Annotated in this window: 14 protein-coding genes; 7 read left to right on the top strand and 7 right to left on the bottom strand. The window is 36.4% G+C overall.

Annotated elements, in window-relative coordinates; genetic code table 11:
* Positions 1-6: 6 nt before the first annotated feature.
* A complete protein-coding gene (locus tag EZL74_RS04685) occupies positions 7-1,128 on the bottom strand; it encodes a cysteine desulfurase family protein (protein ID WP_131475442.1) in 1,122 nt (373 codons plus the stop codon).
* 93 nt (positions 1,129-1,221) lie between these two features.
* Between EZL74_RS04685 and EZL74_RS04680 the strand changes: the two genes are divergently transcribed.
* The 5 genes from EZL74_RS04680 (at position 1,222) to EZL74_RS04660 (ending at position 6,228) form a co-directional block, all read left to right on the top strand.
* Complete coding sequence (locus EZL74_RS04680) at positions 1,222-2,172, top strand: hypothetical protein (RefSeq protein ID WP_131475441.1); 951 nt, start codon at positions 1,222-1,224, stop codon at positions 2,170-2,172.
* A 12-nt stretch (positions 2,173-2,184) separates the two neighbouring features.
* Positions 2,185-3,777 carry a bacillithiol biosynthesis cysteine-adding enzyme BshC gene (gene bshC / locus EZL74_RS04675; RefSeq protein WP_131475440.1) on the top strand — a complete coding sequence of 531 codons (1,593 nt, stop codon included), beginning with the start codon at positions 2,185-2,187 and terminating at the stop codon, positions 3,775-3,777.
* A 62-nt stretch (positions 3,778-3,839) separates the two neighbouring features.
* Positions 3,840-4,259 carry a nucleoside-diphosphate kinase gene (locus EZL74_RS04670; RefSeq protein ID WP_131475439.1) on the top strand — a complete coding sequence of 140 codons (420 nt, stop codon included), beginning with the start codon at positions 3,840-3,842 and terminating at the stop codon, positions 4,257-4,259.
* 147 nt (positions 4,260-4,406) lie between these two features.
* Positions 4,407-5,492, top strand: coding sequence for a PAS domain-containing sensor histidine kinase (locus EZL74_RS04665; protein WP_131475438.1), 1,086 nt, complete (start codon positions 4,407-4,409; stop codon positions 5,490-5,492).
* A 103-nt stretch (positions 5,493-5,595) separates the two neighbouring features.
* Positions 5,596-6,228, top strand: a complete 633-nt coding sequence (locus EZL74_RS04660; RefSeq protein WP_131475437.1) for an outer membrane beta-barrel protein — start codon at positions 5,596-5,598, stop codon at positions 6,226-6,228.
* Between the two features lie 128 nt (positions 6,229-6,356).
* On the opposite strand, the gene EZL74_RS04655 is transcribed toward EZL74_RS04660, so the two are convergent.
* The 4 genes from EZL74_RS04655 to EZL74_RS04640 all read right to left on the bottom strand — a co-directional run bounded on the left by EZL74_RS04655 (position 6,357) and on the right by EZL74_RS04640 (position 10,630).
* Positions 6,357-7,043 (bottom strand): hypothetical protein, encoded by a 687-nt coding sequence (locus EZL74_RS04655; protein ID WP_131475436.1) that lies wholly within the window; start codon positions 7,041-7,043, stop codon positions 6,357-6,359.
* A 250-nt stretch (positions 7,044-7,293) separates the two neighbouring features.
* Entirely contained in the window at positions 7,294-7,614 is a 321-nt protein-coding gene (locus EZL74_RS04650) for a hypothetical protein (protein ID WP_131475435.1), read from the bottom strand.
* 59 nt (positions 7,615-7,673) lie between these two features.
* Positions 7,674-7,982, bottom strand: coding sequence for a hypothetical protein (locus EZL74_RS04645; RefSeq protein ID WP_131475434.1), 309 nt, complete (start codon positions 7,980-7,982; stop codon positions 7,674-7,676).
* 20 nt (positions 7,983-8,002) lie between these two features.
* Complete coding sequence (locus EZL74_RS04640) at positions 8,003-10,630, bottom strand: valine--tRNA ligase (RefSeq protein WP_161971692.1); 2,628 nt, start codon at positions 10,628-10,630, stop codon at positions 8,003-8,005.
* 281 nt (positions 10,631-10,911) lie between these two features.
* Here EZL74_RS04640 and EZL74_RS04635 point away from each other — a divergent pair, with 281 nt between their 5' ends.
* The gene (locus tag EZL74_RS04635) at positions 10,912-11,346 is read left to right on the top strand and encodes a DUF1573 domain-containing protein (protein WP_131475433.1); all 435 of its coding nucleotides are present in this window, start codon (positions 10,912-10,914) and stop codon (positions 11,344-11,346) included.
* Between the two features lie 29 nt (positions 11,347-11,375).
* On the opposite strand, the gene EZL74_RS04630 is transcribed toward EZL74_RS04635, so the two are convergent.
* Complete coding sequence (locus tag EZL74_RS04630) at positions 11,376-12,707, bottom strand: PDZ domain-containing protein (protein WP_131475432.1); 1,332 nt, start codon at positions 12,705-12,707, stop codon at positions 11,376-11,378.
* 129 nt (positions 12,708-12,836) lie between these two features.
* Between EZL74_RS04630 and EZL74_RS04625 the strand changes: the two genes are divergently transcribed.
* On the top strand, positions 12,837-14,033 hold the full coding sequence (locus EZL74_RS04625; protein WP_131475431.1) for a pyridoxal phosphate-dependent aminotransferase: 1,197 nt from the start codon (positions 12,837-12,839) through the stop codon (positions 14,031-14,033).
* Between the two features lie 327 nt (positions 14,034-14,360).
* Here EZL74_RS04625 and EZL74_RS04620 read toward each other — a convergent pair.
* Positions 14,361-14,732: T9SS type B sorting domain-containing protein (locus tag EZL74_RS04620; RefSeq protein ID WP_131475430.1), on the bottom strand; the 372-nt coding region annotated here is incomplete at its 5' end.

Raw genomic sequence — 14,732 nt, 5'->3', positions numbered from 1 at the left:
TACAGTTTAAATTTCTTTTACAGCTGCTATAAAGAAATCTATTTCTTCTTTGGTATTGTAGTGTGAGAAAGAAATACGGAGACTGGGCAGTTTCAATTCGGCCTCCGATAACATCTCAGCCAAAACGTGCGACGGTTTTACACTTCCGCTTTGGCAGGCACTTCCTCTGGAAACCGCTATGCCTTTCATATCCAAATTAAATAAAATCATCGAGGTTTTCTCGGGAGAAAATGGCAATAATACATTTAAAATAGTATATAAAGTGAATGAACCGTTGACGCAAATTTCGGGAAAGGCAGTCTGTAATTTTTGCAAACAATACTCTTTCAATTCTTGAATATGACTGCGTTCTTCATTTAAATTTTGATACGCAAGTTCCAATGCTTTTGCCATACCGGTTATTTGATGGACTGATTCGGTTCCGGCACGCCAGCCTTTTTCCTGCTCACCGCCAAAAAGCATAGGTTGAAGTACTAAATTTTTACGTACAAAAGCAAAACCAACTCCTTTAGGTCCGTGAAACTTATGGGCTCCGGCCACCAAAAAATCAATCGGTAATTGCTGCAAATCAAATTCTATTTTACCAATAGATTGCACAGCATCACAATGAAATAATGCTTTATTTTGATGACATAAAGTTCCAATTTTAGCAATATCATTCACAACTCCCGTTTCATTATTCACATGCATCAACGATACCATGGTTTTAATGTCTTCTGAAAGGAGGCTCTCTAACTGGTTATAATCCAATACACCGTCATGGGAAACATTTACATAATCAACCCGAATGTTAAACTCTTCTTGCAAAGCTTTAACAGTATACAACGTGGCATGGTGTTCTACTTTGGAAGTGATGATTCGTTTTACACCAAAATCTTTTACTGCACTTCTTAAAATCCAATTGGTTGCTTCAGTAGCCGAAGATGTAAATACAATTTCCTGAGCAGTGCAGTGCAGATACTTAGCAATGGTTTTTCGGGACGTTTCAATCACAGCTTTGGCACTTCTTCCGATGCTGTGTGTAGAGGACGGATTGCCAAAATCAGACTCCATTACTCTTATCATTTCATCAATAACTTCCTTGCGAATTGGCGTAGTTGCCGCATTATCGAGATAAACTTTTTTCATGATGCAAATATAAAAAGTAGTCCTCCTAATAAAATGATAAAAGATAAATTTAATAGTTTAAAAAACTTATTTTTGCTAAAAATTACAGTCCGAATGAAACGAATTCTAGGTATACTTTCTCTTCTTTTTATAATCAATGCCTGCGATGATGGCGATTTAACGATTGACACTATCGACTTCTCCGAAGTATCCGCCAAAAAATGTGATCTTAAGGATATCATTTATAAAGTAAAAGATTCTGAAATGTTGATTCTTGCTATCCCGGCCAGTACATTTCCTAACGATCAAACACCTAACGGTACCCCCATAACCCTGCCAATAAACAGCAGTAATCAGGTAATTTACAGACAATATAACGGCACTGTCAGCAGCGACAACATCTGCCCTACCGTACCTTCTGCTACGCCTTCATTAACCGAAGAATGGAAAGCTACCGCCGGAACAATTCAAATCACATCTACTGCCCTATATGCCACAACAACGGGTAACGGCACGAAAATCACTAAATACAACCATTACATCGTTTTCAAAAATGTAACGTTCCAAACCCCGAACGGGACTCAGGTTTATGAAAATTATATTTTTGGAAATTACACTACAGATGCTACTGCTTTGGCTTTTGGATTTGACAACGAAGTACAAAAAAGCAGTTGTGACGATCGAATTTTTAATTTCAACGGCAGTGAAGCACTAATATTGGATGTAGCGAATTATGCCACTCTTTTTGAAAATGCTGTGACTGTTACTCCGAGAAAAGCAATTATTGGTTCTGATAACAAATTAACGTATCAATTGTATACCAATCAAGTAACTGATGCCTATTTTTGTGCTACTACCCCTCCGACAACGCCTACCCTTTCGCAAGAATGGAAAGCTATGGATGGTGTTACTGACGTAAGTGGTATCATAGAAGTAAGTACCACTACTTTGGGCACCGATTTTCAACACACTATTCGATTAAAAAAAGTTACTTTCAAAAGAGGCAACAGTACATTTTATCTAGGTGATGATGTCTTGTATGGAAGTTTTATAACCACTCCGTAAATCACTCATATCATGCCCAGCGATTGTATTTCTTATCAAAATTCAGGCTATTTTTCTAAACTGGTTGTTGACTATTTAGCAGAAAAGCCCGAATTGAAAAAGTACTACAACCATTTTCCTAAACTTGAAAACTTCGAAAAGCAACTCAACGAAAAAAAACTGAATTTTTCACAAAATCACAGAACCGTTTTGGTTTCTGAATTAGAAAAACAGTATCAAAACTTCGAAATATCGGAAGCAACCCGAAAAAATATCAGCTTACTATCGGATTCCAAAACATACACCGTTACTACGGGACACCAACTCAATTTATTCACAGGACCTTTATACTTTTTGTACAAAATTGTCAGTACTATCAATTTGTGTAATGAATTGAAAAAAGCCTATCCAAATCATGATTTTGTGCCTGTATATTGGATGGCAACCGAAGATCATGACTTTGAGGAAATCAATTATTTTCACTTCAAGAAAACCAAAATCAAATGGAATAAGGACAGTTTAGGACCGGTAGGAAGACTTTCAACCAAAGGCTTAGCTGAAGTTTATGATGTATTTGCCCGAGAATTGGGAGTTGGTACTCACGCAGAAACCCTAAAAAACTTATTTAAAAACAGTTATCTGAAACACGATAATCTAGCCGATGCAACACGCTACTTAGTAAATGAATTATTCGGAAATAAAGGCTTAGTAATACTTGACGGAGACTCCGTTTCCTTGAAAGAACTGTTTGCTCCGTTTGTGAAACAAGAACTCACGCACCGTACTTCTTTTCACAAGGTAACCGAAACCAACAACCAGTTGGAAAAAGACTACTCTATTCAGGTTAATCCGAGAGAAATTAATCTTTTCTATATTGAAGACACACTAAGAGAACGAATAGTCTTTGAAGACAATTTGTATAAAGTAAACCATACTAAACTGGTCTTTTCCGAAGAGGAAATCCTAGATTTATTAGAAAAAAATCCGGAGAAATTCAGTCCAAACGTGATTCTGCGACCTTTATACCAGGAAGTAATCCTACCCAACCTTTGCTACATTGGCGGAGGTGGAGAGCTGGCCTATTGGCTACAATTAAAAAGTAATTTTGAAACTAACAACATTACTTTCCCTGTGCTTTTGTTGCGCAATTCAGTTTTGTTAGCCACCGAAAAGCAAGTTACAAAAGCCGATAAATTGGGTCTTAGTTGGAAGGATTTGTTTACCCAACAGCAAGTATTATTTACTCAAAAAACAAATGAATTTTCACAATTCGATATCGATTTTACAGAGCAAAAAGAATTCCTGAAACAACAATTTGAAAAGCTGCAGGCAATAGCATTACAAACCGACAAATCGTTTACAGGAGCTGTAAAAGCTCAGGAAATTAAGCAAATAAAAGGATTGGAAAATTTGGAAAAAAGATTACTCAAAGCAGAAAAAAGAGTACATGCCGAAAAACTGGAACGCATCATTACCCTTCAAAATGAACTGTTTCCAAATCAGGGATTGCAGGAACGCAAAGCCAATTTTGCTGAATTTTATACCGAGACAGAAGGAAAATTACTTGAAAAATTGCTCCCGGAATTGCATCCGTTAGAAGCAAATTTCACAATAATTACTTTATAATTTGACTTGGAAATAGCTAAAAAAGACCTACTTTTGCACCCAATTATAAAAAAACAAATAAAATGACAACAAATAGAACATTTACTATGATTAAACCGGATGCTGTTGAAAACGGACACATCGGTGGAATATTAAATATGATTACTGAAGGTGGTTTCAGAATCGTATCATTAAAATTAACGCAATTGACTGTAGCTGATGCTCAAAAATTTTATGCAGTTCACTCGGCCAGACCTTTCTTTGGGGAATTAGTTGAATTCATGACTCGTGGTCCGATTGTAGCGGCAATTTTAGAAAAAGAAAATGCGGTTGAAGATTTCAGAACTTTAATCGGAGCAACAAATCCTGCAGATGCTGCCGAAGGTACTATTCGTAAAAAATATGCAACTTCTATCGGAGAAAATGCTGTTCACGGTTCAGATTCTGACGAAAATGCAGCTATTGAAAGTGCTTTCCATTTTTCAGGAAGAGAACAATTTTAATACTGTATTGTTATAGTTTTAAGACCGTAATTTACAACTATATAAGAATCCCATTTCTAATGAAATGGGATTTTTTTTTGTTAAAATAATTGCTTCTTTAAACTTTAATGTTAAATTTACCGTACCCCCTTTTAATATTTGCTACCTATGAATGAAAAGTACAACCATCTGTGTGACACCTATAACACGGAACTTTTTTTTGAATTGTCGGCCGATTTGCTTTTTATAGCCGGTTTTGACGGTTACTTCAAAAAAGTAAATCCCGCTGCTTGTCAATTATTAGAATATTCTGCTGAAGAATTGTTGGACAAGCCTATTAATTATTTTATTCATGAAGACGATAGAGATATTACTACTCAAAACCGCAATAACATCAAGGCAGGAATCCCTCTATTAAACTTTGAAAATCGATACGTGACCAAAAGCGGTGATATCATTTGGTTGTCATGGACATCTATGCCTCTAGATGATTTAGAATTAGTATATGCCATTGCAAAAAACATCACCCATATTAAAAAAATGGAAGAAGAACGGAATACACTTTTACTAAATCTTCAAAAAATCAATAAAGATTTAAAAAAACTCACCTATACCGCTTCTCATGACATGCGTTCACCTGTGAACAATTTACTCACAGTTTACAGCTTATTGGATACCTCAAAAATAGACGATGAAGAGACTTTCGAATACATAGAAATGTCAAAAAAAGCTACTGAGGGACTCAAACAAACACTAGACAATTATGTGGATAATATCAGTCATAATGAAAGTCTGCTGGTAAAAAGTGAGCCGCTTTCTTTTGAAAAATCTTTACAATCAGTGTCCGATTCGATTAAATCATTAATCAAAAGCACCCGAACTACCTTGGTCTATGATTTTTCTGAAGCCGATACAATTCAGTTTAACAAGTCGTACTTAGACAGCATCTTTTTAAATCTGATTACCAATGCAATTAAATACGCCAACCCCGAGGTCATGCCTATAGTTACAATAAGTTCCAAAAAAAAACATGACATCACTCAGTTAATTGTTACTGATAACGGACAGGGCTTTGACATAAAAAAAGTAAAAAACAAAATCTTTGGTTTGAATCAGAAATTCCATAATAACCCTGACAGCAAAGGAATAGGATTATATCTGGTTTACCATCATGTTATGGATATGGGAGGAAGCATCGATGTGCAAAGTCAAATTGGTGTGGGTACAACTTTTACTATCAACTTCAAAAATTAAATTTTTGGAATTTGTTCTTGTTAATTTTTTAATAAAAGTAAATTGTATTTACCGGAAAAATCTTTTTTTTGACGCTTAAATCATTAACAAAAAACAAATCAAGATGAAAAAACAAGTACTGGCTATTTTATTTATGGCCATTTCGGGCATTGCCATGGCACAAACTGCACCCGAAAAAAAGAACAACAATCCTGAATTTACAGTTAACGGAAAACTGGGATTTGCCCGTTTAAAATCAACCGGAAATGCTCCACTTAATGGAAACATTAATGGTAGCGACGTCATGGTTGCTTTTAAATTGGGACAAAAGTGGGATGTCTCAACCGGTCTCGGTTATTTTGAATTCAACGGCAACACGACTGCTGCCGGAAACAATGCCAGCCTTAAAAACTCTTACCTGCACATCCCCTTACAATTTAGCGGGGACTTCAATTTATTTAAAAACGAAAAACCTGAAAATGACAAGCTGTTCTTTACCATTGGTCTAGGTCTATACGCCAACACCTTATTAAAACAAGAATTGGAAACAGCTCTTGACCGATCCAGTACCAAAAATATGGGTTGGAATTTTGGTCTATCGAGCCAGATTGGACTTAAGTTCATCCTGAGCGACGCCTTTAACATTGGTATCGGACTTGAAAGTCAAAGTGACTTCAACAAAATGAAAAAAGACGGAGCTGAACAAAAAATTGAGCAGTTTAACGGTATGTACTTTAAATTGGGGCTTAAATTTTAAATCCTCTACCCTAAAAATCAAAAAAAAACTGTTTCATACGAAACAGTTTTTTTTTGATCAATCTTTGCTGAATATCAAATTATAATTATCACTACAAGCAACAGCCCTACAAATGTGACAGGACATAATTAAGACATTAAAAAATCTATAATCTTGATTAGATCTGACTCTTTTTCAAAATCTATATTATGCTGTTTGATAAAATCTTCTAGTACTGATTTCTTCTCCGGAAACATCTTTACCAACCCTTTTCTGTTTTTCGGAAATTCGATAATATCCTTGTCTTCATTCTTAAAATAATATGTATCATCTGTTTGAACAAACTTTGCAGGAATAATTGTCTCAAAAGGAACCGAATTTACCTTCTTTTCAACAAATATGATGTTTTGCTTTTTAAATAAAATGCAATTACTTTTTTGATATACATTTATAAGATAACCAAAAATTGGCTTATTCTTTTTGGTATAGTTCACCAGTTGATATTTAACATTTTCATCTGAAAAGGTAATTGGATTAAATGTTGCAACTTTATTTAAAATGAGAGTATCTTTTTTTGAATTGATAAATTCAAATTCATCATTAAAAACGTCATAACGCATCAAAGCAACTTTGGATATACCCTCTATTTTGGCAGGAAAGAAACTCATTTTCAAATAAGGAGATCCTTGAGTTTCAGGAGAAGATTTACGTATACTTTTCGCACCAAATGTAGCAGTTTCCAAATCATCTATTAGACGGGTTGTTGTGTTGTTTTGGCTGTAAGCATTCATTATAAATACTGAGGAAATAACAGCTAAGATTAATCGTTTTTTCATTTTATTTTATTTTATTTAAAGTATAAAACTACAAATTTAGTTTTTGTCTCTAATCATTCAAATCTGTTAAAAAATGAAACAGATATCATAATCTTAATCAAAAGTGACTTCAACGAAACGGAAAACATGTTTCTAAAATAGTGAGGAACACAACATAGCATATTTAAATTCAATCATTAAGATTTTCAACACTTAGCATAATTAAAATAAAAAGCCCCAAATCAAGGGGCTCAGATATATAATTATTATACTAAACAGATAAAAACTCTATTAACTTAATCAAATCCTCTTCTTTCTTAAAATCGGTCTTATTTTGTTTGATAAAAATTTCTATCTCCATTTTTTTCTCAGGAAAAAGTTTTAACAACCCTTTCTTATTTGAGGGGAATTCAATAATTTCTTTGTCCCTATTCTTAAAATAAAAAGCATCTTCAGCCTTTACATAACTTGCCGGCCTATCACTTTCATAGGCGTTTGCTGCTAATTTTTCTGCAATCAAAATAACAAACTGTCTTTTGAATAATACAAAATTATTTTTCTCAAATAACCGAATAAGATATCCCTTTGTCAACTCTCCTTTATTAACAAATTCTACTAATCTATATTGATTTGTAGTGTTTACAAAGGTAATTAAATTGTATTGATTATTTTATTCAAAACAAGTGTATCACGCTTGTTATCAATAAATTCCAACTCATCTCTATAAGCATTATAACGCATACTCACATTTACGCCATTAACTGTAGCCGGTAAAAACACTTTATTCAGATAAGGTGAACCTTGAGGTGCATTCTTGCCATCTTTGTTGTATGCCATCCTATTTACAATACCCAGGATATTTTTACTTTGGTCCATTTTTTCCTGACTCGTATTAAAATTTTGAGAATTAACACTCATTGAAAACAATAATGGAATAAACAATACAATTTGCTTTTTCATAACATTTAAGATTTAAATTTCTATTGCAAGCTTGCTAAACTTTGTTCTATAGTGGCAATCTTGGCTAGTGCATCGGCTTCTTTTTTGCGCTCATTTTCTATGACCTGTGCAGGTGCACCGGCAACAAACTTTTCATTCGCCAATTTGTTTTGTACACTGCGTAAAAACCCTTGATTGTATTTCAACTCTTCGGTTAGTTTAGCTATTTCAGCAGGTACATCAATAGCACCTGAAACCGGTATAAAATACTCATTCGATTTTACGCGGTAAGTCAAAGATCCGTCAACTTTATCCTTGATATACTCTAAATCACTTATATTTCCCAGTTTGATTATAATACTGTCAAAATAAGTCGAAGACTTTTCATTGTTAATCACTTTCATCGCTACGGATTCTTTCATCGCAATATTCTTCTCTTTACGAATCGTTCTCACTCCGGCAATTACCTCCATCGCAAAATCAAAATCGGCAATCAACTGTTCGTTAAATGAAGTCATAGCCGGATATTCCGAAATGATTAAGGCTTGCTCTGGAGTTCTCTCAGTGATATGTTGCCAAATTTCCTCGGTTAAGAACGGCATGAACGGATGCAGTAATTTTAAATTAGCTTCCAACATTTCAATTGCTTTTTCGAAAGTTGCACTATCTATTGGCTGTTGGTAACCCGGTTTAATCATTTCCAAAAACCACGAACAGAAATCATCCCAAACCAATTTGTAAATAGCCATTAACGCATCAGACAAGCGGTATTTGGTAAAATGATCTTCAATTTCTACCAAGGTTTGCTGTAACTTGGCTTCGTACCATTCAATAGCAACTTTAGAACTTTCCGGTTGAGCAATATTGGCGACTTCCCAGCCTTTGATTAAGCGGAAGGCATTCCATATTTTATTAGCAAAGGCTTTTCCGTTGCTGCACAATTCTTCATCAAACATGATGTCATTTCCGGCAGAGGCACTCAATAACAAGCCTACTCGCACGCCATCGGCACCAAATTTTTCAATAAGTTCGAGAGGCTCCGGAGAATTCCCCAACGATTTCGACATTTTTCTGCGTTGCTTGTCGCGTACCAATCCGGTTAAATACACGTTCGTGAACGGTTTTTGACCGGTATATTCGTAACCGGCAATTATCATTCGGGCAACCCAAAAGAACAAAATATCCGGTCCTGTAACTAAATCACTGGTTGGATAATAGTATTTGAAATCTTCATTTTCAGGGTCAAGTATCCCTCCGAATACGGCTATTGGCCATAACCATGAAGAAAACCAAGTATCTAATGCATCCGGGTCCTGATGCAAGTCTTCAGCTTTCAGTGTCGAATTACCAGTTTTTGTTTTTGCTAATTCGAGTGCTGCTTCTTTGGTTTCCGCTACTACAAAATCTTCTTTTCCTTCACCGTAATAGTACGCCGGAATTTGTTGTCCCCACCACAATTGACGGGAAATATTCCAATCGCGAATGTTCTCCAACCAATGACGGTAAGTATTGTTGAAGCGCGACGGATAGAGCTTAATTTCTTCGGTTTCTAAAACCGCTTTAATGGCCGGTTTTACTAAATCTTCCATGCGAAGGAACCATTGGTCAGACAAACGAGGCTCGATTACCGCTTTGGTTCTTTCTGAAGTTCCTACTTTGTTGATATGATTTTCAACTTTTGCCACAGCATTGATGTCTTCTAACTCTTTCACGATTTCCTCGCGAACCACGAATCGGTCTTTGCCTTGGTAGTGCAATCCGAAACTATTTAATGTAGCGTCATCATTAAATATATCGATGATTTCTAAATTGTGTTTTTCACCTAAAGCTTTGTCGTTTATATCGTRTGCCGKCGTCACTTTTAAACAACCGGTTCCGAATTCCATATCAACATAGTCATCAAAAATGATGGGAATGAAACGATTACAAATCGGTACTATGGCTTGCTTTCCTTTTAAATGCTGGTAGCGTTCATCATCCGGATGAATGCAAATAGCGGTATCTCCCAAAATAGTCTCAGGGCGAGTGGTAGCAATGGTAACAAATTCATTACTGCCTACGATTTGGTATTTTAAATGGTACAGTTTTCCTTGTCGTTCTTCATAAATTACTTCTTCATCTGAAAGCGTTGTTTTAGCCTCTGGATCCCAGTTTACCATGCGGTAACCGCGGTAGATTTGACCTTTATTGTACAAATCAACAAAAGATTTGATAACCGAAGCCGACATATCGGGATCCATAGTAAACTTTGTACGATCCCAATCGCAGGAGCACCCCAGTTGTTTTAGCTGTTCTAGGATGGTTCCTCCGTATTTTTCTGTCCAATCCCAAGCGTGTTTGAGGAACTCTTCGCGGGTTAAATCATTTTTGTTAATGCCTTCCTGTTTCAATTTTGCCACTACTTTGGCTTCGGTAGCAATAGAAGCATGGTCGGTTCCCGGCACCCAACAGGCGTTGAACCCTTTTAATCGGGCACGACGAATTAAAACATCCTGAATGGTGTTGTTGAGCATGTGTCCCATGTGCAAGACTCCGGTCACATTGGGTGGCGGAATGGTAATGGTATAGGGTTTACGATGGTCGGGTTTAGAATGAAAATAGTTGTTTTTCATCCAGTAGTCGTACCACTTTTTTTCGGCTTCTTTGGCGTTGAATTGAGCTGGAATCATATTGAGATTCTTAGATTGTTAGATTATTAGATTTTCAGATTACTGAAATGCGATGCGGTTTTCTTTTAGCCCCGATTGCAGTGGCTACCGTGTAGCGCGGAAAGCGGGAATATGGATGGCCGGCACTCACTGTCTTTTCGCTTCAAAACGATTGTGGCACATCTTTTGTAAACTGAACTGCAAAAGTAATTAATAAAGACTTTAGAAAAAATTAAGAATTAAATTTTTGCTTATTAATTTAAACGAAGTAAATTTACGAACCAAAGAAAAAAATTTGACCTATGAAGAACTTTTTACTTATCACAGTACTCCTTATAAATGCTGCTGTTTTGGCTCAGGTTGGTCCCAAAATTGAGTTTAAGGCAAAAGACAATACCATTGATTACGGAACCGTGAACAAAGAAGATGATAATGGTATTCGCGTTTTTGAATTCACCAACACCGGAGATGCTCCACTCATCATTACAAATGTGCAATCGACTTGCGGATGTACCGTTCCTTCAAAACCAACAGAACCGATTTTACCGGGAAAAACAGGCAAGATTGAAGTGAAATACAACATGCATACCGGCCCTATCCGAAAAACAATTACTGTTGAAAGTAATGCCGTAAATGTGGAAGACGGCAGGGTTGCCATAAAAATTAAAGGTGAAGTGGTTGAAAAACCGGTAGAAAACCTACTTGAGAAAAAGACTAAAAGTCCCTTGATGCAATAAAAGAAACGCCCCGAATTCGGGGCGTTTTTTTATAGAATACTTTTGAGTTGAAATTGATAGGTAAAAGTAGCATTGTTGCGTTCGATTTCCATTTTAATGGTTTTGCCTTCTTCTGATTTCAATAATTCGTTTATTTTTTCAATGGTCAGGTCTTGCGCACTGTGGCTGTTGATACGCAATATTCTGTCGTCTTTTTTCAGACCTGCTTTTTCGGCGGCAGAATTACTTCTGACGTTGGCTATTTTGAAGATGGGTTTTAATTCAAATCGGATTTGAAGGTTGTCCTGTACTCTTTCATCGTTAGAGCCGTTGTATACCTTTATTCCCTGACCGCCTCTGTTTTCATATAAATGTTTGGTCCACTCCAATCCGGCATGAGCCACTTCAATTCCACTCATATTAAAATTAAACGGATCGTGAATTTTGTTGTTAGGATTGGTATAAATTGCTTTATTTTTATAATCAAAAACAATGTTGAATCGCGATAATACCTCCCCTCCGACAGAGCCAACCCGGTTAGGAACAAAGTTAACACTCATAACCGAAGTCGAATCGGGAAAAGTAACAATCGGATTTTTGAAAACCGTATTGCCGAAACTAAAAGCTTTTATCCGCCCTCTTAAACCAAAAATATCCCCGCTGAAACCCCTTCCTAAAAAGTCATGTATGGTCTTTTCAGGTTGCTTGAGCCTACCGTTTTTATTCAAAAAAATCCAAAGGGCATCGCTGTTCCCGGTATCCAATAAAAGTTTTGACGGAATACTTTTTTCATCTTGCTGAATCTCTGAAACAACATAGGGTTTATTAAGTTCAAGCGAAATACTGTCTTTCTTAAAGTTGCGTTTCAGTTGTTTGATAATCTTCTGATTAGCATCGGCATAAACCGTTATTTTTTTACGTTCATAATCAATCGCTACTTTGTGATTTTTGAAAAAATGATACCCAATAATACCGTTGACCGGAATACCCACCTGCGATGAAAAATTAAACTCCTGATCCAGTACTATGTAAATTTCGTGTTCCAAATCAACAAAATCGTTGACATTCAGTTTATTTTTAGATGATTTATAAGCATCGATAGCTTCGTTACTTCCTAAGCCTTTGAGCTTTAACTGTTCGATATGAAAAAACTGAATTTGTTCCTTGTCGTCTAAACTGAAGAGAATGGTTTCTTCAACACCCGTATCTAGCAAAAAAGTCAGCGGTTCACCGTTTACTTCGATAGGAATAAAAATTAAGTTATTGATGAGCTTAAAAGGAATGACTACCCTTTTTTTGGGGCTATCAATTTTAAATTCCGATTGACAAAATACGGTAGTGACAAAAAACAGAAAAAAGTATACAATAAAGAATCTCCGCATCGAAACTGATTTGGTATAAATTTAATAAAATAAATCTACCTGAAATATTTTTTAAGTTGTATTAAAGTATACACCGGAATTGTTTTCGAGCGAAAAATGTCGCAAATTTGCATTTCAAAAATAGAAATCATGCCAAAAATATCATCCAAAGGGCAACACATGCCCGAATCACCTATTCGAAAACTGGTTCCTTATGCAGAAATTGCTAAAAAGAAAGGACATAAAGTATACCATTTGAATATTGGTCAGCCCGATATTAAAACGCCTGATGTGGCATTAAATGCTGTGAAAAATGCCGATATTAAAGTATTGGAATACAGTCACTCAGCCGGATTTGAAAGTTACAGAACCAAGCTCTCAGCCTATTACAAATCACACGGTTTACCTATTGAAGTTGCCGATATCATTATCACTACCGGTGGTTCTGAAGCATTGCTTTTTGCTATGGGAAGTACCATGGATTCAGGCGATGAAATTATTATTCCTGAGCCGTTTTACGCCAATTACAACGGTTTTTCAACGGCTTCCGGCGTGAAAGTTGTTCCGGTAATTTCAACTATTGACGAAGGCTTTGCCCTTCCTCCTATTGCTGCTTTCGAAAAATTGATTACACCCAAAACAAAAGCCATCCTGATTTGTAATCCCGGAAATCCAACAGGCTATTTGTATTCAAAAGAAGAAATCATGCAATTGGCCGAAATCGTTAAAAAACATGATTTATTCCTGATTGCCGATGAAGTGTACCGCGAATTTATTTACGATGAAAACGACAAACATTTTTCTGTCATGAATGTTCCCGGAATTGAAGAAAACGCTATCATGATTGATTCGGTTTCTAAAAGATACAGCATGTGCGGTGCCCGTATCGGTTGCATAGTTTCTAAAAATAAAGAAGTCATGGCTACCGCCATGAAGTTTGCACAAGCACGTCTAAGCCCGCCAACCTATGCCCAAATAGCCAGTGAAGCGGCTTTAGATACTCCGCAAAGTTACTTTGACGACGTAATTTCAGAATACAAAGAACGAAGAGATACTCTGATTGCCGAACTACAAAAAATTGAAGGTGTCAAAGTAGCAACTCCTAAAGGAGCGTTTTATTGCATCGCAAAACTACCGGTAAAAAGCGCAGACGATTTTGCACAATGGTTATTGGAAACTTATGATAACAACGGCGAAACCGTTATGGTAGCTCCTGCAGCAGGATTTTATTCCACCCCAAATGTCGGTTTAGATGAAGTCCGTATTGCGTACGTCCTCAAAAAAGAAGATTTGATTCGCTCAGTGGCTATTTTAAAAGAAGCTTTGAAAGTTTACAATCAAAAATAAAACAATAAAATTTACAAGACGAGAACTCTCCATTTACGGGGAGTTTTTTGTTTTCAGCAGCGGCACTCCCTGCACCTGTTCACTCCCCCTCCCGCTATCCGCGCTACACGGTAGCCAGCTCCTATCGGGGCTATAAGCACGTGCAAAGTTTCAATGATATCTTGTGGCAAATTTTTACCCCAGATAAATTTGCCACACTTTTTGTGGCATTTTTTTTATACTGTTTTTTTTTTGCCATAACTTTTGATGAGTTTCTTTTGTGTTTGTTATAAAAAAAAACTCCTCAATGTCTTGAGGAGTTTTTTTTCATTTATAAATCTACTTGTCTTATCGTTTCAGCGAGAAGTGTGCCTTAAACTGTCGCATGCCACTACCCTCGGCAAAGTCTACCGTAAACCAATAGTCATCCGATGGCATCAGATGCCCGTTGTAAGTTCCATCCCAACCCGCACTCAAAGGACTAAGCTGTTTGAGTAACTTACCATAACGGTCAAAGATGTAAATCTTAGCTCCCGGCTGATCATGCAATCCGCTTATATTCCAATGATCGTGATACCCATCGCCATTCGGAGTGAAATAATGTGGGTAATCAATCGTCTGGATGTCTTTAATCATCTCCACGCCACATGAATATCCGTTAGGGTCTCTTACATCCCATACATAAACTGTGTGTTCGCCTAATGAAACATTCTCAAAGAT

This window comes from Flavobacterium silvisoli, from assembly GCF_004329815.1.
GTDB lineage: Bacteria > Bacteroidota > Bacteroidia > Flavobacteriales > Flavobacteriaceae > Flavobacterium > Flavobacterium silvisoli.
This window is presented reverse-complemented; position numbering and strand designations above follow the sequence as displayed.

What these genes read in the sequence shown, in the direction of transcription:
- EZL74_RS04685 (WP_131475442.1), bottom strand. Translation starts at nt 1,128, where the DNA reads ATGAAAAAAGTTTATCTCGATAATGCGGCAACTACGCCAATTCGCAAG.
- EZL74_RS04680 (WP_131475441.1), top strand. Translation starts at nt 1,222, where the DNA reads ATGAAACGAATTCTAGGTATACTTTCTCTTCTTTTTATAATCAATGCC.
- bshC (WP_131475440.1), top strand. Translation starts at nt 2,185, where the DNA reads ATGCCCAGCGATTGTATTTCTTATCAAAATTCAGGCTATTTTTCTAAA.
- EZL74_RS04670 (WP_131475439.1), top strand. Translation starts at nt 3,840, where the DNA reads ATGACAACAAATAGAACATTTACTATGATTAAACCGGATGCTGTTGAA.
- EZL74_RS04665 (WP_131475438.1), top strand. Translation starts at nt 4,407, where the DNA reads ATGAATGAAAAGTACAACCATCTGTGTGACACCTATAACACGGAACTT.
- EZL74_RS04660 (WP_131475437.1), top strand. Translation starts at nt 5,596, where the DNA reads ATGAAAAAACAAGTACTGGCTATTTTATTTATGGCCATTTCGGGCATT.
- EZL74_RS04655 (WP_131475436.1), bottom strand. Translation starts at nt 7,043, where the DNA reads ATGAAAAAACGATTAATCTTAGCTGTTATTTCCTCAGTATTTATAATG.
- EZL74_RS04645 (WP_131475434.1), bottom strand. Translation starts at nt 7,982, where the DNA reads ATGAAAAAGCAAATTGTATTGTTTATTCCATTATTGTTTTCAATGAGT.
- EZL74_RS04635 (WP_131475433.1), top strand. Translation starts at nt 10,912, where the DNA reads ATGAAGAACTTTTTACTTATCACAGTACTCCTTATAAATGCTGCTGTT.
- EZL74_RS04630 (WP_131475432.1), bottom strand. Translation starts at nt 12,707, where the DNA reads ATGCGGAGATTCTTTATTGTATACTTTTTTCTGTTTTTTGTCACTACC.
- EZL74_RS04625 (WP_131475431.1), top strand. Translation starts at nt 12,837, where the DNA reads ATGCCAAAAATATCATCCAAAGGGCAACACATGCCCGAATCACCTATT.